Consider the following 20,550-nt stretch of genomic DNA (forward strand, 5'->3'; position numbering starts at 1 on the left):
GCTCAGTCCTGCGCCGGCAGCGCGACCGTGGCGGTGACTTCCGCCCAGCAATTCGGCGTTTCGAACAGGACCAGGCGGGTCAGCTGCAGATGATGGCCGAAGCAGTCCTTGAACACGGGCGCCAGCATGTCGAAGGCGATCTGCGCGAGGTTCTCGACGGTCGGAATGGCATCGAGCACCACAGTCTTGTGCCCTTCCATCGATTGCAGAAAGTTCAGCAGCGCGGTGTCGCCGCGATAGATCAGGAACGCGTGGTCCCACTTCGACACCAGATGCTCCTGCGCCAGCGACTTGATATCGCCGAAGTCCAGAATCATGCCGTCGTCGGACGCGCCTTCACGGTGCAGCACTTCGCCCGACAGCGTCAGGTCCAGGCGATAGCGGTGGCCGTGGATATTGCGGCATTGGCCGCAGTGGTTCGGGATGCGGTGGCCGGAATCGAATTCCAGCCGGCGGGTAATGGAAACTTGTTTGCTCATGAGTACGGGCGCATGCTAGGCGGCCTGCGTTGAATGGGCTTCGTGCCGGGGTCCGCGGCGCTATTGTCGCCGAGGTGCGACCTGCGCGACAGCAATCAGCGGATGCCGAGCAGCTTGTGGGTCTGCAGCGACAGCCGCCAGCGCGGATGCCGCTGGCAAAACGCCACGGCGGCGGCGGTATTTTCGCGGGCCAGCGGGCCGTCCATGGCCTGCACCAGGAAATACTGGAAATCCAGCTGCTCATATGCGGCAAAGTCCTGGCCGACCTGGGGGATCACCACCTTCAGCTCGTCGCCCTTCCTTACCACCAATTCGGACCCCATCTTCGGGCTCACGCAGACCCAGTCGATGCCCGGCGGCACCTTGATGGTGCCGTTGGTTTCGATCGCGATCTCGAAGCCCTGCGCGTGCAGCGCGTCGATCAGCGGCGCATCGAGTTGCAGCAGCGGCTCGCCACCCGTGCATACCACCAGCGGCTTGCCGCCGGCGCCCTGCGGCCATTCGGAGGCGACTGCCGCAGCCAGCTCCTCAGCGGTACGGTACTTGCCGCCGCGCGTGCCATCGGTGCCCACGAAGTCCGTGTCACAGAACTGGCATACCGCCGTCGCCCGGTCCTCTTCGCGCCCGCTCCACAGGTTGCAGCCGGCAAAACGGCAGAACACCGCGGCACGGCCAGCGTTGGCGCCTTCGCCCTGCAGCGTATAGAAGATTTCCTTGACGGCGTAAGTCATGCTTTGCGCGCGCTCCGGTCAGGAACGCAATGGTTTCAGCGGCCGATGGCGGCCAGTCTTTCATGGGTCGGGAGAGCGAGGCCAGGACTCCGGATCAGAGATGGCATGAGGTAAAACGGCCACCGGCAGTCGATCGGGGCGATGCTCCGCGTAGCCTCTCGCAGGCTGTATCCGGCAGCGGCCAGACATCGCGCAAGTATACCAGACGTGTCAGGGTTTTCGCTGATGGGGCGACTGGCGCGCACGTCGCGCGAAGGCAGATGTCATCACACCCCGGCTTCCGTTGCTCAACGTTTGACCGGCCAGCCCGATCACACATTCTTGAATTCAATTCAAATATCTTCTGTCGATCACCACCTTAATCCGCAAAGATAATGCGGGCACACTGCCGCCATCCACTTTTCGGAGGCAGACATGCCCATTGCCCTGTTAGCGCTAACCATCAGCGCATTCGCCATCGGCACGACGGAATTCGTCATCGTCGGGCTGATTCCCACCATTGCCGCGGACCTGCACATCAGCCTGCCATCGGCGGGCCTGCTGGTCAGCCTGTATGCGCTCGGCGTGGCCGTCGGCGCACCCGTACTGACGGCGCTGACCGGCCGCTTGCCACGCAAGACGCTGCTGCTGTCACTGATGGCGCTGTTCACGCTCGGCAACCTGCTTGCATGGAAAGCGCCCAGCTATGAGTCGCTGGTCGTCGCACGGATCCTGACCGGTCTGGCGCATGGCGTATTCTTCTCGATCGGCTCGACCATCGCCACCGGCCTCGTGCCGAAGGAGAAGGCCGCCAGCGCGATTGCCATCATGTTCACCGGCCTGACCGTCGCACTGGTAACGGGTGTCCCGCTGGGCACGTTCATCGGCCAGCATTTCGGCTGGCGCGAGACATTCCTGGCCGTCTCCGGACTTGGCGCAATCGCCTTCGTGGGCAGCCTGCTGTTCGTGCCGTCGTCGATCCGGCATACGCAGCCGGCCTCATTGCTCCAGCAGGCGCGCGTGCTGGCCGAGCCGAGGTTGCTGCTCGTCTACGCGAAGACCGCGATCGGCTATGGCGGCTCGTTCATCCCGTTCACGTTCCTGGCGCCCATCCTGCAGGACGTCTCGGGGTTCAGCGCCAACGCAGTCGGGCTGGTGATGCTCGTGTACGGCGTGTCCGTGGCCGTGGGCAATATCTGGGGCGGCCGCCTTGCTGACCGCCATGGTCCGATCGCTGCGCTGCGCCTCGTGTTCCTGCTGCTGGCGGCGGTGCTGTTCGTGCTGACCTTCACCGCACCGCACCCGTGGCTCGTCGTGGCGACGGTACTGGCCTGGGGCGCCGTGGCCTTCGGCAATGTGCCGGGCCTGCAGGTCTACGTCGTCAAGCAGGCGGAGCGACACACACCGCATGCTGTCGACGTCGCATCCGGCCTGAACATCGCGGCCTTCAACCTTGGCATTGCCGGGGCGGCGTGGGCCGGTGGTCTCATCGTGACCCACCTGGGGCTGATGCATACGCCATGGATCGGCGCGCTCGTCGTGCTGGTTGCACTGGGCCTGACTGAGCTGAGCGGCCGGCTGGACCGCGCAGCCGGCTTCGATGCACGCGGCAGCCTGCCTGCAGGCGCCGCGATGCACTGAGCCCCGGCGCTGCCGGGACCGGCACGCTCAACGCGTGCCGAGATAGTCCATCTTGCCGATCTGCACGCCCTTGTGGCGCAGGATGTCGTAGGCAGTCGTGATGTGGAAATAGAAGTTCGGCAGCGCAAAGCCCAACAGATAGCTCTTGCCATCGAAGGTGATGGCGCCCTGCCGCAGCTTCAGCTCAATCGTCCGCGTCTCGCTGCCATCAAGCAGCTCGGGACGGACGGACTTCAGGAAGTCGATCGTCTTGATAATGCGCTGCTGCAGCTCCGGAAAGGTCGCTTCGGTATCGGCCATGGACGGATTGTCGATGCCGGCGAGCCGTGCCGCACAGCCCTTCGCCGCATCACTGGCGCGCTGCACCTGGGCCGCCAGCGTGTCCATGTCGGCAATCAGGCGCGTCTGGATCAGGTCGGCCGGATCCGTGCCCTGCGCCTGCGCATGCGCCGCCCCTTTTTCCAGGATCGCGGACAGGTTGGTCAATGCGCGAATGAACGCGGGGATGGATACGTCATACATCGAGAGGGCCATGTGGTCTCCTGGCATGGTCGCGTGTGGGGTTGGCTCTGTTCCTGGTGGCGAGACGGCGCTGCGCCGCCAGCGGCAGCATAAATCGAATCCGCATATCGTGCTGTCGGTCCATTGCCTCCGGCCCCGCGTCGTGATTTAAGATATCCCGCTACCGGCCCAGCACGGGCCCGACATGCCAGCCCCCGATGAACGCGCCCTTCCCCATCCGCACGGAGTGCCCACCCGGCGCCTGCACCTGCCGCAGGGAAGCGTTGCTTGCCGATCCCAACGCCGACATCCGCGTATTGCGCCTGACTCGCGAGGAAGAAAAACGCCTGGTGGCGCGCCTGGAAAGCGTGACGAGCCTGGCAGACCTGCGGCACGTGGGTGACCGGTTGCAGGCCCAGTTGGGCATCGTCCTGACCATCACGCCGAGTGCCAATGGCGTGCGCACGCTGCGGGGGATCAACATCCAGCTGGAAGACCAGCCGGGACTCTGCAGAAAGACGAAGCAGGCGATTCCCGCGGCGATCCGCAGGGCGATGGAGACGACGCCCGAGATTGCTTACGCGCTGCTGGATGAGCAGGATCTGCTGGGTGGCGCCTGAACTGGGGCCTGGCCCTTACCTGGCCCTTACCTGGCCGGCACGGGCCATACACGGCCGTCCCCGACTACGTAGTACTGCTCCCCCGGTTGTGCCCGGATGGTGGTGTGGCCTGTGAACGCGCCAAACGCCGGCAGGATTGCGCATTGTGCGCCGAACACGAAGCACGGCAGCCGCAACGTATCGCCGCCGGCACCACGCAGCACACAAGCCGGATGCAGATGCCCTGCCAGCACAAACCCTTGCGGCGAAGCGCCCGGCATGTGGCACAAGGCGAATGGCCCCGCGGCAAATGGCTCCGTGACGACCATGATTCCCAGTTCGGGAGGCGGATCGCCGGCATGTGCGTCGTGGTTCCCGCGTACCAGCGTGCAGCGCAAGCGCTGCGGCAGAGATCGACGCCAATCATGCAGCGCCACAAGCACTCCCGCAGTATGCGCGGCGCGGGCGTGCAGAAAGTCCCCGAGAAAGACCAGCTCATCCGCCGGATAGCGCAGCACCAGCGCGCGCAGCCGGGCCAGGTTGTCTGTCGTGGTCCCGTGGGGCACCGGCTGCCCCAGCGCACGGAACGCCGCGCCTTTGCCGATGTGGACATCCGCGACGAGCAGCATGCCGCCGGCGGGCCACCACACCGCATGCTCGGGCAGCAACCACAGCGTTTCGCCGGCCACGTGCACGACGTGGGCTCCCATCGCCACCGGGTTGATGTCTCGGATCCGAGTCATAGCAGCGGTAACGGCCGCGATGGCTTGCGCGCCCGTCGGGGCTTGCGCGGGCCTGCCGGTCCGGCGTGATCCGCCATGCCAAAGCGCGCTTGCGCCGCGACCCAAGCCGCGTCGGCCCCTGATTGCATGTCATGCATGGGCCCCGTGTAGTCAGGTGCGGGCCCCGCCGCCCGCTCCAGGTCGGCGAGCATCCGGGCGATGCGGTCGGCGAGCTTTTCGGTACTGAGCTTTTCGCGCAGGAACTCTACGATCAGCGGGAATGCCAGCGGCGATGGCCGCTCCAGCACGTGCAAGTCCAGCCGCATTGTCGCCAGCCGCGCCAGCGTGGTGGCCAGCCGGTGCGCATCCAGTTCCTGCATCAGCACCTCGCGTTCAGCCTGGCCGAGCAGAAGATTGCCGGGGTCGTACTTGCGAAAGACTTCATAGAACAGGCTCGACGAGGCCTGCAATTGCCGCGCACTCTTTGCCGCGCCGGGATAGCCCTGGAACACCAGCCCCGCAACGCGCGCGATCTCGCGGAAGCGGCGCAACGACAGTTCGCCTGCGTTCAGGCTGCCCAACACATCGGCGGCCAGATCGCGATGGCGTTCTTCCGCCAGCACCTGCGGCAACCACTGACTCCAGTCGAGGGGTGCGGACGCCAGCAATTCCAGACCGTAGTCGTTGACGGCGACCGAGAACGTGGCCGGCACCTTCTGCCCCAGCCGCCACGCCAGGAGGCTGCCCAGTCCGAGATGCACGGACCGTCCCGCAAATGGATAGAGAAAAAGATGCCACCCTTCGCGCGAATGCAGCGTTTCCGCGAGCAGCGTTTCGGGAGTGGGCAGCGCAGACCAGCGCATCTGAAGCTCCACCAGCGGCTGGATCAGCGGCAACTCCGGCGTGGTGGACGGATCCAGCCGGCCCGCCTGCACCGCGTCAAGCGTCGTGACAACGGCGTCGGCGAGTTCGGTGGAAAGGGGCATCTTGCCACCGTTCCACCGAGGTACCGCTGGCCGCTTGCCCGTGGCACGGCGTACGTAGGCGGTCATCTCCTGTGTGCGCACCAGTTCCAGCAGGCGCCCGCCGAACAGAAAGCAGTCGCCCGGCGCAAGTCGCGCAATAAAGCCTTCCTCGACTGTGCCCAGCGACGCCCCGCCGCTCCCCGCCCGGGTCCAGTAGCGCACCTGCATCGTCGTCTCACTGACAATCGTGCCCACGCTCATCCGGTGCCTGCGCGCAAGCCGGGCGTCGGGAACCCGCCAGACGCCGTCCTCGTCAGGCATTGCGCGACGATAGTCGGGATACGCCGACAACGTTCCGCCGCCATCGCGCACAAAAGCCAGGCACCACTGCCATTCCTCGTCGGTCAGCGCGCGGTAGGCCCATGTGGTGCGCACTTCCGCCAGCAGCTCGCTTGCACGGAAGCCTCCGCCGAGTGCCACCGTGACCAAGTGCTGGACGAGCACGTCGAGCGGCTTATCCGGCGAATCGCGCGCCTCGATCCGCCCAGCCAGCGCGGCTTGGCGCGCGGCAACCGCCTCCACGAGTTCCAGGCTGTGCGTGGGCACCACGGTCACGCGCGAGGCCCGGCCGGGAGCGTGTCCCGATCGCCCTGCGCGCTGCAGCAGCCGGGCTACGCCCTTGGGCGATCCGATCTGCAGCACGCGCTCCACGGGCAGGAAGTCCACACCGAGATCCAGGCTCGAAGTACACACCACGGCCCGCAGCGCGCCGTTCTTGAGGTTCTGTTCGACCCATTCGCGTACAGCTCGGTCCAGCGACCCATGATGCAACGCGATCAGTCCCGCCCACTCGGGCTTCGCATCGAGCAGTGCCTGGTACCACAACTCCGCCTGCGATCGCGTATTGAGAAAGACGAGCGTCGTGCCGCTGGCTTCCAGTTCCCGCACCACGTGAGGCAGCATCGACAGACCAAGGTGCCCCGCCCATGGAAAACGGCTGGCGGCGTCCGGCAGCAGCGTGTCGATGATCAGTGTCTTTGGCGTATGGCCATGCACCAGTACCCGCCGTTCCGGCGAGACACCGGCCAGCAGCACATCACGCGCATGGTCCAGGTTGCCAAGCGTCGCGGACAAGCCCCACACGCACAGATCTGGCTGCCATCGGTGCAGTCGTGCCAATGCCAGTTGCACCTGCACCCCGCGCTTGCTGCCAATCAGTTCGTGCCATTCGTCGACCACGACCAGCCGCACGCTTCTGAGCGTCTCACGCGCATCGGCACGCGTCAGGAGCAGCGACAGGCTTTCCGGGGTGGTCACTAATGCGGTCGGCAACCGGCGTGCCTGCGCTGCGCGCTCGCTGCTGCTGGTATCGCCGGTGCGAAGCCCGACGGCCCAGTCGAGGCCGAGTTCGCCAAGCGGTGCAATCAGCGCACGCGTGGTATCCGCGGCGAGCGCGCGCATCGGCGTCAGCCAGAGCACGGTCAGCGGAGGCGGCGGCGCGCCGGGGCGGGATGGCGCCCTGGCAAATGCCAGCAACGCACCCAGCCATGCGGCATAGGTCTTGCCTGTGCCGGTGGTGGCGTGCAACAGGCCGCTTTGGCCTCGGCCAATGGCCTCCCATACCGCGCGCTGGAAGTCAAACGGCTGCCAGTGACGGGCTGCAAACAGATCGGGCAGTTTGCGCGCCACCGGCGGAGCGGATGTGAGGGGAGCACCCGCCGTGGCTTTAGTGGAGCGACGTGCGCTCATGGAGCAACCTCGCGCGACGTGGTGGGAAGCTTGCCGGCCACCCGGTATTGTGGAGCGTAGTCGGCTCCTTCGCCTCCGTCAGTCGGAGACGTCCCGTTCGCTTGTCGGCGTATTCCGACACCTCCGCCCGCTCCAAGTCCATACAAAGCTCACTGCCAACCTCGAAACAACCATGAAGGTCGATAGCCAGAAAGACGAAACCCGCGATATTTCGCGGGTTTCTTGGCATTGCCGATAGTCAGCAATTGACTTCAGACGACGTCAACTCACTCCCACTCGATCGTCGCAGGCGGCTTCCCCGACACGTCATAAACGACCCGGTTCAGACCCCGGACTTCATTGATGATGCGGTTCGAGCATCGACCGAGCAACGAATACGGCAGATGCGCCCAGTGCGCCGTCATGAAGTCCGTAGTCTGCACCGCACGCAGCGCGACGACGTAGTCATAGGTCCGGCCATCGCCCATCACACCGACGGACTTCACCGGCAGGAATACGGCGAACGCCTGGCTGGTCAGGTCATACCAGCTCTTGCCCACCTGCTGCGGCTCGCACAGGCCGGCGGCTGCGTCCTGCTCGGTCGCGATGGTCTTGCGCAGTTCCTCGATGAAAATCGCATCGGCACGGCGCAGCAGATCGGCGTAGTCGCGCTTGACTTCGCCGAGGATACGCACGCCGAGGCCCGGGCCCGGGAACGGATGGCGGTACACCATTTCGGGCGGCAGGCCGAGCGCCACACCCAGTTCGCGGACTTCGTCCTTGAACAGGTCGCGCAGCGGCTCCAGCAGCTTCAGGCCCAGCGTCTCGGGCAGGCCACCAACGTTGTGGTGGCTCTTGATCGTGGTTGCCTTCTTGGTCTTGGTACCGCCCGACTCGACCACATCCGGATAGATCGTCCCTTGCGCCAGCCACTTGGCGTTGCTGAGCTTCTTGGCTTCTGCCTGGAAGACTTCAACGAATTCGCGACCGATGATCTTGCGCTTCTGCTCGGGGTCGGTCACGCCGGCCAGGTGGCCGAGGAACTGTTCCGATGCGTCGATGTGGACGACCTTCGCATGCAGGCGGCCGGCGAACATGTCCATCACCATCTTGCCTTCGTCCAGGCGCAGCAGGCCGTGGTCGACGAACACACAGGTGAGTTGGTCGCCGATCGCGCGGTGGATCAGCGCGGCGGCCACCGAGGAATCCACGCCACCGGACAGGCCGAGGATCACTTCCTCGTCACCGACCTGCTTGCGGATCAGCGCGACGGCTTCCTCGATGTGGTCCTTCATCACCCAGTCTGCCTTGGCGCGGCAGATGCCCAGCACGAAGCGCTCGATCATCTCGCGGCCCTTCGAAGTGTGCGTGACTTCCGGGTGGAACTGGACGGCGTAGTAGCCACGCGCCTCGTCGGCCATGCCGGCGATCGGGCAGCTCGGCGTGGATGCCATCAGCTTGAAGCCCGGCGGCAGCGCGGCGACCTTGTCGCCGTGGCTCATCCAGACCTTGAGCATGCCGTGGCCTTCGGCCGTGGAGAAATCCTCGATGTCCTTGAGCAGCGGGGTGTGGCCATGGGCGCGCACCTCGGCGTAGCCGAACTCGCGGTGGTCGCTCCATTCGACCTTGCCGCCAAGCTGCACGGCCATGGTCTGCATGCCGTAGCAGATGCCCAGCACGGGCACGCCCAGATCCCACACGGCCTGCGGTGCGCGCAGCTGATGGTCTTCGTACGTGCTCGCGTGGCTGCCCGACAGAATGATGCCCTTGGGCGCGTATTCGCGGACGAATTCGTCGCTCACATCATTCGGGTGGATCTCGCAGTAGACGTGCGCCTCGCGAACGCGGCGGGCGATCAGCTGCGTGACCTGCGAACCGAAATCAAGAATAAGGATTTTGTCGTGCATGATGGACGTGTGGCGTATCTTCCGGCTGGGGTTCGGTTGTCACTTCCGTGCCGGGGCCGTAGCCGGGCGGCGGCGTGATGACCGGCTCACGCCGGCTGTCGGGGAATTGCGTTGTTTGCGGTCGGCGCGCGGCGCCGGGTTGCTTGCGCGGGTCGTGGGCGTTGGTGGCCTGCTCCAGCTCACGTTCTGCCTCAAGTTGCCGCTCCCGGTTGCGTACGCGCTTGGCTGCCGGTATCTGGAGCAGCGCAAAAAAGCCCAGCATGACCGCCAGCACGGGCAACCAGAGCTTGCCTGCGCCTTCGAGCGGCAACTCCAGGAAAATCATCCAGGAGAGGATCAGCAGTGCACTGGCCAGATTGACGTAGCCGACAGTCCGCGCGACCGTCACCGTCATCTGCCCGTTGAAGGCGGCGTGCCACAGCAACCAGGCCAGGCCAATCAGCGCCACGCCGAGCAACTGGCCGAACAGCGCCGGTTGCGGCTGCGGCAACTGCAATGCCGCATACAGCGTGGTGAACGGTGACATCAGCAGCAGCACACCGAGCAGCAGATCGAGCAAGGCATCGAAGAACAGCACGGCTCGCAGCAGTACCTTCATGAGCGCTCCTCAGCAGGCACGGCAAACATGCCTGCCGGGATGCCTGGCATCTGGCCCGGCATGCCTGCCGCGCGGGTCAGTCGATGTGGTAGTTCGGCGCTTCCTTGGTGATCTGCACGTCGTGCACGTGCGACTCACGCATGCCGGCTGCCGTGATCTGCACGAACTGGGCACTCTCGTGCCAGTCGGCGATCGACTTGCTGCCGCAGTAACCCATCGAGGCGCGCACGCCGCCGGTGAGCTGGTGGATGATCGCCATGACCGAGCCCTTGTAGGGCACGCGGCCTTCGATGCCTTCCGGAACCAGCTTGTCGACGTTGGCGGTGTTGTCTTCCTGGAAGTAGCGGTCGGCCGCGCCGTCCTTCATCGCACCCACCGAACCCATGCCGCGGTAGCTCTTGAACGAGCGGCCCTGGTACAGGAATACCTCGCCCGGCGCTTCCTCGGTACCCGAGAACATGCCGCCCATCATCACGGTGTGCGCGCCGGCTGCGAGCGCCTTGGCCACGTCGCCCGAATAACGGACGCCGCCATCGGCAATCAGCGGCACGCCGGTGCCCTTCAGGGCTTCGGCAACGTTCGACACGGCAGTGATCTGCGGCACGCCGACACCTGCCACGATACGCGTCGTGCAGATCGAGCCGGGGCCGATACCGACCTTGACGCCATCAGCGCCATGCTCGACCAGCGCGCGCGCGGCATCGCCGGTGGCGATGTTGCCGCCGACAACCTGCACTTGCGGGAAGTTCTGCTTGACCCAGCGAACGCGATCCAGCACGCCCTGGCTGTGGCCGTGCGCGGTATCGACGACGATCACGTCCACCCCGGCCTTGACCAGCAGTTCGACACGCTCGTCGTTCTCCGGACCCACGCCAACGGCCGCGCCAACGCGCAGCTGGCCGTGGTCGTCCTTGCTGGCCAGCGGATTCTCGACCGCCTTCTGGATATCCTTGACGGTGATCAGGCCGCGCAGCTCGAATGCCGCATTGACCACCAGCACGCGCTCAAGGCGGTGGCGGTTCATCAGGCGCTTGGCTTCTTCAAGCGGAGCGCCTTCGGCGACGGTCACGAGCTTCTCGCGCGGCGTCATCTTGGCGCGCACCGGTGCGTCGAGTTCTTCCTCGAAGCGCAGGTCGCGGTTGGTGATGATGCCGACAACGGTCTTGCCTTCCAGCACCGGGAAACCCGAGATACCGTGCTGCTGCGACAGCGCGATCACTTCCCGCACTTTCATGTCCGGCGAAATGGTGATTGGATCACGCAACACGCCCGATTCGTAGCGCTTGACGCGAGCCACTTCGCGGGCCTGGTCCGCCGGCTTGAAGTTCTTGTGGACGATGCCGATGCCGCCGGCCTGCGCCATGGCAATGGCAAGGCGAGCCTCCGTCACGGTATCCATGGCAGCGGACACGAGCGGAATGTTCAGGTCGATCGAACGGGTCAGGCGGGTACGAAGGGAGACATCCCGGGGCAGGACGGCCGAATAGGCCGGCACGAGCAGCACATCATCGAACGTGAGTGCTTTCTGGACAAGACGCATAGCAATTCCTCTAGGCGCAAAAGCGAATTATACAGGAATCCGCGCGCCCTGACGCGCCGCCAACGCCCGTGCACAATGGGCTCTGCTATGCTCGATGTCTTTTTCTTTCGAGCGTAGGGACAATGGGGATCGGCGTACTGTGCGGGCTGATGGCGGGGGCGTTCTGGGGCATGGTGTTCATCGCTCCCAAGCTGCTGCCGGCATTTTCCCCATGGGAACTCGCCATCGGCCGCTACCTGGCCTACGGGGTCGTCGCGCTTGTCGCCGCCCTGCCGCTGATGAAGCGGATTGCGCGCAAGCTCACGCGTGCCGACTGCGTCGCGCTGCTGCGCCAGGCCTTTACCGGCAACCTGCTCTACTACGTGCTGCTCGCCTTCGGCGTGCAACTGGCCGGCGTAGGCCCCACCTCGCTGATCATTGGCATCCTGCCGATTTCCGTGACCATCATGGGCCGCCGCGACCATGGCGCGGTGCCGCTGTCGCGGCTGATCTGGCCGCTGCTGGTGGTGGCGGCCGGCATTGCCTGCATCAATGTCGACCTGTTCGGCGGTGGCCAGAGCGCCCATGCCGCCGCCGCAGATGCCGTGGCGCGGCCTGTCTGGCAGAAGCTCGCCGGCGTAGCCTGCGCGGCCGGGGCGCTGGTCTGCTGGACGCTGTATGCCGTGGACAATGCGCGCTACCTGCAACGCAATCCGCACTACAGCGGCAACGAATGGTCGGCCCTGTACGGGCTGTCGACCGGGGCGGTATCTGCCGTGCTCGCGCTGGCAGGCTGGCTGCTGGACGGTGATGCACTCAGCGCCCCGGAGGCCGACCGTGGCTGGCAATGGTTCTGGATGGTCAACGCGGCGGTAGCACTCGGAGCGTCGCTGATTGGCAACAACCTTTGGAATATCGCGAGCCGCCGGTTGCCGCTGACGCTGTCCGGCCAGATGATCGTGTTCGAGACGCTTTTCGCGCTGGCATACGGGTTTGTGTTCGATCATCGCTGGCCGCGGCCGCTGGAAATTGCCGCCATCGTGCTGCTCATGGTCGGCGTTGCCTGGTCTGTCCGCTTGCACGCCAACGACAAGTCTGCGTAGACTGGTGTTCGATGCCGCCGGGGTCACATCCGTGGCATTTGACTGGGACAGCAACCGTTGCCGGCCACCAAAAAACGTCCAGCCACTACCGACTTTCTGCCATGATCCGTTCGTCTGCGCTGTCGCTTTCGCTGCTTGCCGCCGCCCTCGCCGCCGTGCCGGCAGCAGCATCCGCCCAGTGGCAATGGCGCGACGCCAACGGCCGCATGGTGTACAGCGACGTGCCCCCACCGCCTTCGGTCACGCGCATTGTCAAGGCGCCGGGACAACTCGCCGGAGAATACAGGTCCTCCGAGTCCGCCCCCGCCAGTGACGGCGCATCGGCGAAACCCGCCATCGCCAAGTCCGCCGCAGCACCCGCTCCCACCGCCGAAGAAGGCTTCCAGAAGCGCCGCGCCGAGCGGCTCGAGGCCGCCACCGAAGAAGCCCGGAAAGAGAAAGAGGCCAGCGAACGCGCCAGCCGCTGCGCCGAACTGCGCAACTACGCCAACGGCTTGCAGCAGGGCGTACGTGCCGCCGTGATGACCGGGGACGGCAGCGTCCAGCGTCTCGACGGCGAACAGCGCCAGGCCGAGATTGTGAAAACGAACGCCAACATCGAGAAAAACTGCGGCTGAACCCAGACTCAGCCGCGCCAGCAGTTCAGGCGCCGCCGCGCAACCATTTTTGCCCTTCGCGCGTGCCGCTCTCGCGTGTCTTCTGCACCCGACGACGACGCGCCAGCTTCGGGTCTGCGGTGAGGGCCCGATAGATTTCCACGCGGTCGCCGGTACGCACGACGGTATCGGGCGTCTTCAGCTTGCCGTATATGCCGACCCGCATGGTCGACGGATCGACCTCCGGACAGACTTGCTGCACGCCTGAACTCACAATGGCAGCGGCAATCGTCGTACCTTGCAGCACGTCGAACTCCTTGAGGAACACCGAGTCCGGCCTGGCGTAGCACACCGAAATGCGCACCATGTCAGCTTGCGCCATAGACCACCTCGGCGCGCTTGACGAAGGCATCCACGAAGGTATTCGCGATGATGCTGAATACAGGACCGATGATCTTTTCCAGCAGAAGGCTGGAAAACTCGTAGTGAAGGTGAAACTCGATCTTGCACGCGTCCTCGCGCAGCGGCGTGAAGCGCCAGGACCCATTGAAGGTCTTGAATGGTCCATCGGCGAAAGTCATGTCGATGCGTGTGGGCCGCTCCTGCGAATTGCGCGTGTGGAAGAACTGTTGGATACCCTTGAACTGGATGTGGATCTTTGCATCCAGCGTGGTATCGGTCTGCTCGAAGACCTCCACGCCGCCACACCACGGGAGGAACTTCGGATAGTCCTCCACGCGCGTGACCAGGTCGTACATCTGCGCAGCCGAATAGCCGAGCAGGACGGATTTATGGACGTCTGCCATGAATGGGGAAAATCAGGTTCCCGGCCATACTGCACCGCAATATCACGCGAGGTCGAATCTCGCGCGCGGCGGGCATGGACCGGTACCGGGGCTGGTTTGCTAAAATGGGGATTTTAGCCGACCCTGCCGCCCGAGGCACCCCCGCCTCAGAACGGGCCAATCACGGCCAGCCATTCCACTTACGCATCCCTGACCCGCACGCATGACCATCGCAGATAACAAGAAGGCCTTTTTCGACTACTTCATTGAAGAGCGATTCGAGGCCGGCATCGTGCTGGAAGGCTGGGAAGTCAAGGCGATCCGCGCCGGACGCGTGCAGATCAAGGAAGGTTACGTGGTCGTGCGCGACGCCGAAATGTTCCTGATCGGCGCCCACATCAGCCCGCTGCAGAGCGCCTCCACCCACGTGAATCCGGACCCGGTGCGCACGCGCAAGCTGCTGCTCAAGGCCGACGAGATCAAGAAGCTGATCGGGAAGGTCGAGCAGCGTGGCTATACGCTGGTGCCGCTGAACCTGCACTACACGCGCGGCCGCGTGAAATGCGAGATCGGCCTCGGCAAGGGCAAGAAACTGTTCGACAAGCGCGAAACCGAGAAGCAACGCGACTGGCAGCGCGAGAAGTCACGCATCATGAAGGGCGGCAGCAAGGAGTAACGCGCTCGGGCCCCGCAGTTTCGCTACGTTCTCAGACGGCCTTCTGGCCTTTCACAATCTGCAGCGCCGAGGCAATCATGCTGCTCATCTCGCCGAGGTCGCCCGGCACGATCAGCGTGTTGCCCTGTTTGGCGAGATTACCGAACGCCGTGACGTATTCCTCGGCCACCTTGAGGTTCACGGCTTCCATGCCGCCATCCACGCGAATGGCCTGACCGATCTTCTGGATCGCCTGCGCGTTGGCCTCCGCCACCGCCAGGATGGCCGCGGCCTCGCCCTGCGCCTTGTTGATAGCGGCCTGCTTCTCACCTTCCGATTTCTGAATGGCCGCTTCACGCGCGCCCGACGCCAGGTTGATCTGCTCCTGGCGCTTGCCTTCCGATGCTGCGATCAGCGCGCGCTTTTCGCGCTCCGCGGTGATCTGGGCCTGCATCGCGTGCAGGATTTCCTTCGGCGGCGTCAGATCCTTGATCTCATAGCGCAGTACCTTCACGCCCCAGTTCGAAGCCGCCTCGTCGAGCGCGTTGACCACGCTGTGATTGATGAACTCCCGCTCCTCGAACGTCTTGTCGAGCTCCAGCTTGCCGATGACCGAGCGCAGCGTGGTTTGCGACAGCTGGGTGATGGCCACGACAAAGTTGCTCGACCCATACGAGGCCTTCATCGGATCCGTGACCTGGAAGTACAGCACACCATCGACCTGCAGCTGCGTATTGTCCTTCGTGATGCAGACCTGGCTGGGCACGTCGAGCGGGATTTCCTTCAGGATGTGCTTGTAGGCGACGCGATCGATGAACGGCACCACGATCGACAGCCCCGGTGTCAGCGTCGCGTGATAGCGCCCCAGACGCTCGAGCACCCAAGCGTGCTGCTGCGGCACGATTTTGATGCCCTTCGCAATCAGCACGATCGCGGCAATCAGGATAATCAGCGGCAACAGGCCAAGCTGAAAGACTTCCATGTAAGACCCTCCGGACAGTTGACCAAAACGGACGACAACGGACAACAATGCCGCGCAACGGCGCGCAGCAACAATGGCAATCAGCGCGGCAGGACAATCAGTGTCGAGCCGCGGATCTCGACAATGCGAAAGCGGCCCGGTGCAGCGTCGGCACCGGGTGCGAGTTCGACGGTCCAGTCGGCACCACGGTATGGCACCCGCGCCCGTCGATAGGTGTCCCATGCCGGCACTTCGAGCTCCTGGCCGATATCGAGATTGACACCAGGATCGGACGCCGCGCTGCCCCGGCGTAGACGGCCGAAGCGCGAGCGACGCAGCAGGACAATGCCGACGACAGCCACCAGCGCGGCCACCAGCGTCTGCGCGGACGGCTCCAGCCCCGCGAGCGCCGCAAAGCCACCTGCGGCAAGCCCAACCGCCACCATCAGCAGATAGAACGTTCCGGTAGCCAGCTCCGCGATCACTAGCACGACCACGGCGACGAACCACAGGTAGTGCAAAGCCATCTGTCCCCTTCCCCGGCCCGACCGGGCGACCGTCATCAAATGCGGCAGGCAAAGAAAAACCCCCGCAACGCCAGCGGCGCCTGCGGGGGCCCTTGTTCACACCTGCCGCAGGGCCGGTGCTACCCGGCGCATCGCGGCGCCGGCAGTTATCGTTATTGTGACGTCAAAAACATCAGGACGCCAGTTGCTGCCACGTGTCGACCACCGAATCCGGGTTCAGCGAGATCGACTTGATGCCTTCCTTGACCAGCCAGGCGGCGAAGTCCGGATGATCCGAAGGACCCTGGCCGCAGATGCCAACATACTTGTTCTGGCTGATGCAGGCCTGGATCGCGCGCGACAGCATGAAGCGCACGGCGGGGTCGCGCTCGTCGAAGTCCTTGGCCAGCAGCTCCATGCCGGAGTCGCGGTCCAGGCCCAGGGTCAGCTGAGTCAGGTCATTCGAACCAATCGAGAAGCCATCGAAGTACTGCAGGAACTGCTCGGCCAGGATGGCATTCGACGGCACTTCGCACATCATGATGACGCGCAGGCCGTTCTCGCCGCGCTTCAGGCCATGCTTGGCGAGCAGGTCGATAACCTTCTCGGCCTGGCCCAGCGTGCGCACGAACGGCACCATGATCTCGACGTTGGTCAAGCCCATTTCGTCGCGCACACGCTTCATGGCCTTGCACTCCATCTCGAAAGCTTCAGCGAAGTCTTCGGCGATGTAGCGCGACGCGCCACGGAAGCCCAGCATCGGGTTCTCTTCATCCGGCTCGTAACGCGAGCCGCCGATCAGCTTCTTGTACTCGTTCGACTTGAAGTCCGACAGGCGCACGATGACCGGCTTTGGATAGAACGCGGCACCAATGGTGGCGATACCTTCCGCCAGCTTGTCAACATAGAACGCACGCGGGCTGGCATGGCCGCGGGCTACGCTTTCCACGGCCTTCTTCAGGTCGGCATCGACTTGCGGATAGTCGAGGATGGCCTTCGGGTGCACGCCGATGTTGTTGTTGATGATGAACTCGAGGCGGGCCAGGCCCACGCCGGAATTCGGGATCTGCGCGAAGTCGAAGGCCAGTTGCGGGTTGCCCACATTCATCGTCAGCTTAACGGCGATTTCCGGCATTTCGCCGCGCTGGACTTCGGTCACTTCCGTTTCCAGCAGGCCGTCATAGATGCGGCCTTCGTCGCCTTCGGCGCACGACACCGTCACCAGCGTGCCGTCCTTCAGGATGTCGGTCGCGTCGCCGCAGCCAACCACGGCCGGCACGCCCAGTTCACGGGCGATGATGGCCGCGTGGCAGGTACGGCCGCCACGGTTCGTGACGATGGCCGAGGCGCGCTTCATCACCGGCTCCCAGTTCGGGTCGGTCATGTCGGCCACCAGCACGTCGCCGGGCTGCACGCGTTCCATCTCGGACGGGTCGTTGATGACGCGCACTGGACCCGTACCGATCTTCTGGCCGATCGCACGGCCGCTGGTCAGCACCGGAGCGGTACCCTTGAGTTTGAAGCGCTGCTCGGCCTTGCCGGCCGACTGGCTCTTCACGGTTTCCGGGCGAGCCTGCAGGATGTAGATCTTGCCGTCCTTGCCGTCCTTGCCCCACTCGATGTCCATCGGGCGACCGTAGTGCTTCTCGATGATCATGGCGTACTTGGCCAGTTCCGCCACGTCAGCGTCAGTGATCGAGTAGCGGTTGCGCAGTTCGGCCGGGACATCGACGGTCTTCACGCGGCCAGCTTCGCCCGGCTTGGTGAACTCCATCTTGATCAGCTTGGAGCCGATCGAGCGGCGGATGATCGGGTACTTGCCGGCTTGCAGCGTCGGCTTGAAGACGTAGAACTCGTCCGGGTTAACGGCGCCCTGCACCACCGTTTCGCCCAGGCCATAGCTGGAGGTGATGAAGACCACGTCCGGGAAGCCCGACTCGGTGTCGATCGTGAACATCACGCCCGAAGCGGCCAGGTCCGAACGGACCATGCGCTGCACGCCGGCCGACAGAGCGACCACGTCGTGGGCAAAGCCCTTGTGCACGCGGTAGGAAATGGCACGGTCGTTGTACAGCGACGCGAACACATGCTTGATCTTGTCCAGCACGTCGTCGATGCCGCTGACGTTCAGGTACGACTCCTGCTGGCCGGCGAACGATGCATCGGGCAGGTCTTCCGCGGTCGCGGACGAACGCACGGCGAACGATGCCTCGGCGCCTTCGCGCTCGGCGGCGCGTGCATAGAACTCACGGACTTCCTGTTCCAGGCGCGGCTGGAACGGTGCCTCCACGACCCAGCGGCGGATCTCTGCACCGGCTTCGGCCAGGGCCTTGACGTCATCGACGTCCAGGGCCTTCAGGCGATCCGAAATACGGGCGGTCAGGTCGTTGTGAGCGAGGAAGTCGCGGAATGCCAGCGCGGTGGTGGCAAAACCACCGGGAACACGGACGCCGGCCTCGGCCAGCTGCGAGATCATCTCGCCCAGCGACGAATTCTTGCCGCCGACCGTTTCCACATCCTGCATGCGCAACTGCTCGAACGGCTGCACGTAGGCGCCGTTATTTGCCTGGTTAGTCATGAAAGCCTCAAAACAAAGTAAGAAAACTGACGCGGGTATCCGGTATGTTCTTGTTGTTCTGTCCCCGGACCGATCGCTTGGCTAAACAACCCCGCAGTGCTGAGGGGAATTTCGTTTTGTGGCTCTCGTCTCGCAGCGCACATTGTCGACAATTCCAGGCAGGAAGGCCGCCCAGGCAAAGGCCCTGCAGAATTGCTTAGCGAAAAGATCGCCGCTATTCTACCGTGCTGCGCCGCACTTTTCTGCGGAACGTTGAATCTATTTATTCTTCTGCCAGCCCATGTCTGAGCCTGTCGCGCCGGACGGCGCCCAGCCGGCCCCTGCCGGTGCAACGCCCCAGCCTCTCCAGCCCATTGCGGGCGATCGCCCCGCCACCCGCACGGTTTTTATCGTCTCGGACGGTACCGGCATTACCGCCGAAACCTTCAGCCATTCGATCCTTGCGCAGTTCGAAATGCGCTTCCGCAAGGTACGCATGCCGTTCGTCGATACGCCTGAAAAGGCACATATCGCCGTCGGGAAGATCAATGAGGCTTTCCACACCGAAGGCGTGCCTCCCATCGTCTTCACCACGCTCGTCAACCAGGAAGCGAACAAGGCACTGCGCCGCGCCAAGGCGATGATCCTGGATATGTTCCAGACCTTCATCGAACCGCTGGAAAAGGAACTTGGGCTCAAGTCGACGCATGCGATCGGCCGCTTCCACCAGAACGCGGACACCGAGGCGTACAAGAACCGCATCGAGGCCATCAATTTCTCGCTCGCGCATGATGACGGCCAGTCACACAAGAACCTCCAGGAAGCCGATGTGATCCTCGTTGGCGTCTCGCGCAGCGGCAAGACGCCGACCAGCCTCTACCTAGCCATGCAGTACGGCCTGAAAGCGGCGAACTATCCGCTGATCCCCGATGATTTCGAGCGCGGCAAGCTGCCAAAGGCGCTCTACGACTACAAGCCGAAGATTTTTGGCCTGTCGATCGACCCGCAGCGCCTCACGGAAATCCGCAACGAGCGCCGCCCGGGCAGCAAATACGCCGCGATCGAGAACTGCCGCTACGAGGTCAACGAGGCCGAGGCCATGATGCGACGGGAAGGCATCAAGTGGCTGTCCTCGACGCATAAGTCCATCGAGGAAATCGCGACGACGATCCTTCAGGAAATCAAGGTCGACCGCGACAACTACTGAGCCGTACTGCCGTTACTGGGTGCCGCGGCGCTGCCGCACTGCCTCGAACAGGCAGATCGCGGTGGCGGCGCCCACATTCAGCGACTCCAGGCCGCCCGGCTGAGGAATGCCGACGGTGCGCGCAACGTGCTCCATCCATGCGTCACTGACGCCGGCGCCTTCGTTTCCGACGATCCAGGCCACGGGGCCTCGCAGGTCGGTGTCGAACACTGCGGCATCCGCATGCGACGACGTCGCCAGCAACGGCACCGCAAGGCGCGGCGCGAGCATGTCGATCGTGCAGTGCTCGACAATATTCAGGTGGAAGTTGGCGCCCATGCCTGCGCGCAGGGTCTTGACCGACCACGCGAACGCGCAACCGGTACCGAGGAATGCGTGGCGGATGCCGGCTGCTGCGGCGCTGCGCAGGATGGATCCGACATTCCCTGCATCCTGCAGCCCATCGAGGATAATGCAGTCTTCTTCTATGCGTGCCGGCAAGTGCCCAGACGGCGTCTCGATCACGAGCATCAGATCGATGCCGTTGACCACGCCGCTGACCTGCGTGAACAAAACATCGGCCAGGACCACGACCCGCTGGCTGTCGACCGCTGCCAGCAGCGGTGCCACCTCGGCATGATCGTAGTGCCGCTCCGACACCACGCAACTCACCGGCTGACCGAGCGCCGCGACATAGGCCTGGGCAAGATGCACGCCATCGAGCAGCGACTGCCCTGCCTTGCGGCGCTGGTGTGTCGACGTGGCCAGAGCCTTAAGATGTTTGAACAGCGCGTTGTCGCGCGATGTGACGTGCTTCACAGGAGTGGATCTC

At 64.3% G+C, this 20,550-nt stretch carries 20 protein-coding genes; 6 read left to right on the top strand and 14 right to left on the bottom strand.

The genetic code is table 11. The annotated features are described in order from the left end of the window. Positions 1-2 precede the first annotated feature (2 nt). Complete coding sequence (locus tag ACIGJG_RS09535; RefSeq protein ID WP_011298010.1) at positions 3-479, bottom strand: 6-pyruvoyl trahydropterin synthase family protein; 477 nt, start codon at positions 477-479, stop codon at positions 3-5. A gap of 95 nt (positions 480-574) precedes the next feature. After that, on the bottom strand, positions 575-1,210 hold the full coding sequence (gene queE, locus ACIGJG_RS09540; protein WP_140949553.1) for a 7-carboxy-7-deazaguanine synthase: 636 nt from the start codon (positions 1,208-1,210) through the stop codon (positions 575-577). Between the two features lie 414 nt (positions 1,211-1,624). Between queE and ACIGJG_RS09545 the strand changes: the two genes are divergently transcribed. Continuing rightward, on the top strand, positions 1,625-2,830 hold the full coding sequence (locus ACIGJG_RS09545; protein ID WP_011298012.1) for an MFS transporter: 1,206 nt from the start codon (positions 1,625-1,627) through the stop codon (positions 2,828-2,830). Between the two features lie 27 nt (positions 2,831-2,857). Here ACIGJG_RS09545 and ACIGJG_RS09550 read toward each other — a convergent pair whose 3' ends face one another. Continuing rightward, positions 2,858-3,364, bottom strand: a complete 507-nt coding sequence (locus ACIGJG_RS09550; protein WP_140949554.1) for a DUF1993 domain-containing protein — start codon at positions 3,362-3,364, stop codon at positions 2,858-2,860. Between the two features lie 185 nt (positions 3,365-3,549). On the opposite strand from ACIGJG_RS09550, the gene ACIGJG_RS09555 reads away from it, so the two are divergent. After that, positions 3,550-3,951 carry a hypothetical protein gene (locus ACIGJG_RS09555; protein ID WP_041679619.1) on the top strand — a complete coding sequence of 134 codons (402 nt, stop codon included), beginning with the start codon at positions 3,550-3,552 and terminating at the stop codon, positions 3,949-3,951. Between the two features lie 26 nt (positions 3,952-3,977). On the opposite strand, the gene pdeM is transcribed toward ACIGJG_RS09555, so the two are convergent. The 5 genes from pdeM to guaB form a co-directional block, all read right to left on the bottom strand. Next, positions 3,978-4,673 (bottom strand): ligase-associated DNA damage response endonuclease PdeM, encoded by a 696-nt coding sequence (pdeM, locus tag ACIGJG_RS09560; RefSeq protein ID WP_140949556.1) that lies wholly within the window; start codon positions 4,671-4,673, stop codon positions 3,978-3,980. Continuing rightward, positions 4,670-7,366, bottom strand: a complete 2,697-nt coding sequence (locus ACIGJG_RS09565; protein ID WP_220630724.1) for a ligase-associated DNA damage response DEXH box helicase — start codon at positions 7,364-7,366, stop codon at positions 4,670-4,672. Before ACIGJG_RS09565 ends, pdeM begins: the two co-directional genes overlap by 4 nt. Before the next feature lie 266 nt (positions 7,367-7,632). Then, positions 7,633-9,252, bottom strand: a complete 1,620-nt coding sequence (gene guaA / locus ACIGJG_RS09570; protein ID WP_140949557.1) for a glutamine-hydrolyzing GMP synthase — start codon at positions 9,250-9,252, stop codon at positions 7,633-7,635. Continuing rightward, positions 9,227-9,850, bottom strand: coding sequence for a hypothetical protein (locus ACIGJG_RS09575; RefSeq protein WP_483672272.1), 624 nt, complete (start codon positions 9,848-9,850; stop codon positions 9,227-9,229). The genes guaA and ACIGJG_RS09575 overlap by 26 nt, the downstream gene beginning before the upstream one ends. A 76-nt stretch (positions 9,851-9,926) precedes the next feature. Beyond that, on the bottom strand, positions 9,927-11,390 hold the full coding sequence (guaB, locus tag ACIGJG_RS09580) for an IMP dehydrogenase (protein WP_140949558.1): 1,464 nt from the start codon (positions 11,388-11,390) through the stop codon (positions 9,927-9,929). Positions 11,391-11,512: 122 nt separating this feature from the next. On the opposite strand from guaB, the gene ACIGJG_RS09585 reads away from it, so the two are divergent. Next, positions 11,513-12,472: a DMT family transporter gene (locus tag ACIGJG_RS09585; protein WP_140949559.1), complete on the top strand. Its 960-nt coding sequence runs from the start codon at positions 11,513-11,515 to the stop codon at positions 12,470-12,472. A 101-nt stretch (positions 12,473-12,573) separates the two neighbouring features. Continuing rightward, positions 12,574-13,089: a DUF4124 domain-containing protein gene (locus ACIGJG_RS09590; RefSeq protein WP_483672273.1), complete on the top strand. Its 516-nt coding sequence runs from the start codon at positions 12,574-12,576 to the stop codon at positions 13,087-13,089. 25 nt (positions 13,090-13,114) lie between these two features. Here ACIGJG_RS09590 and ACIGJG_RS09595 read toward each other — a convergent pair whose 3' ends face one another. Together ACIGJG_RS09595 and ACIGJG_RS09600 are read right to left on the bottom strand one after the other, a co-directional pair. Then, on the bottom strand, positions 13,115-13,450 hold the full coding sequence (locus ACIGJG_RS09595; protein ID WP_140949561.1) for an RnfH family protein: 336 nt from the start codon (positions 13,448-13,450) through the stop codon (positions 13,115-13,117). Then, the gene (locus tag ACIGJG_RS09600) at positions 13,437-13,874 is read right to left on the bottom strand and encodes a type II toxin-antitoxin system RatA family toxin (protein ID WP_011298023.1); all 438 of its coding nucleotides are present in this window, start codon (positions 13,872-13,874) and stop codon (positions 13,437-13,439) included. Before ACIGJG_RS09600 ends, ACIGJG_RS09595 begins: the two co-directional genes overlap by 14 nt. A 202-nt stretch (positions 13,875-14,076) precedes the next feature. Between ACIGJG_RS09600 and smpB the strand changes: the two genes are divergently transcribed. Further along, positions 14,077-14,529, top strand: a complete 453-nt coding sequence (smpB, locus tag ACIGJG_RS09605) for an SsrA-binding protein SmpB (protein ID WP_011298024.1) — start codon at positions 14,077-14,079, stop codon at positions 14,527-14,529. A 31-nt stretch (positions 14,530-14,560) separates the two neighbouring features. Here the strand turns inward: smpB and ACIGJG_RS09610 are convergent, their stop codons facing one another. The 3 genes from ACIGJG_RS09610 to ppsA form a co-directional block, all read right to left on the bottom strand. Next, positions 14,561-15,490, bottom strand: a complete 930-nt coding sequence (locus tag ACIGJG_RS09610; protein ID WP_011298025.1) for an SPFH domain-containing protein — start codon at positions 15,488-15,490, stop codon at positions 14,561-14,563. 80 nt (positions 15,491-15,570) lie between these two features. Next, positions 15,571-15,996 carry an NfeD family protein gene (locus ACIGJG_RS09615; RefSeq protein ID WP_011298026.1) on the bottom strand — a complete coding sequence of 142 codons (426 nt, stop codon included), beginning with the start codon at positions 15,994-15,996 and terminating at the stop codon, positions 15,571-15,573. A gap of 172 nt (positions 15,997-16,168) precedes the next feature. Then, positions 16,169-18,553 carry a phosphoenolpyruvate synthase gene (gene ppsA / locus ACIGJG_RS09620; RefSeq protein ID WP_011298027.1) on the bottom strand — a complete coding sequence of 795 codons (2,385 nt, stop codon included), beginning with the start codon at positions 18,551-18,553 and terminating at the stop codon, positions 16,169-16,171. A gap of 280 nt (positions 18,554-18,833) precedes the next feature. On the opposite strand from ppsA, the gene ppsR reads away from it, so the two are divergent. Beyond that, positions 18,834-19,739 carry a posphoenolpyruvate synthetase regulatory kinase/phosphorylase PpsR gene (gene ppsR / locus ACIGJG_RS09625; RefSeq protein ID WP_011298028.1) on the top strand — a complete coding sequence of 302 codons (906 nt, stop codon included), beginning with the start codon at positions 18,834-18,836 and terminating at the stop codon, positions 19,737-19,739. 12 nt (positions 19,740-19,751) lie between these two features. Here the strand turns inward: ppsR and ACIGJG_RS09630 are convergent, their stop codons facing one another. Continuing rightward, positions 19,752-20,537, bottom strand: coding sequence for a TrmH family RNA methyltransferase (locus ACIGJG_RS09630; protein ID WP_011298029.1), 786 nt, complete (start codon positions 20,535-20,537; stop codon positions 19,752-19,754). Positions 20,538-20,550 lie beyond the last annotated feature (13 nt).

It is taken from the genome of Cupriavidus sp. C1SS-2L, from assembly GCF_057073735.1.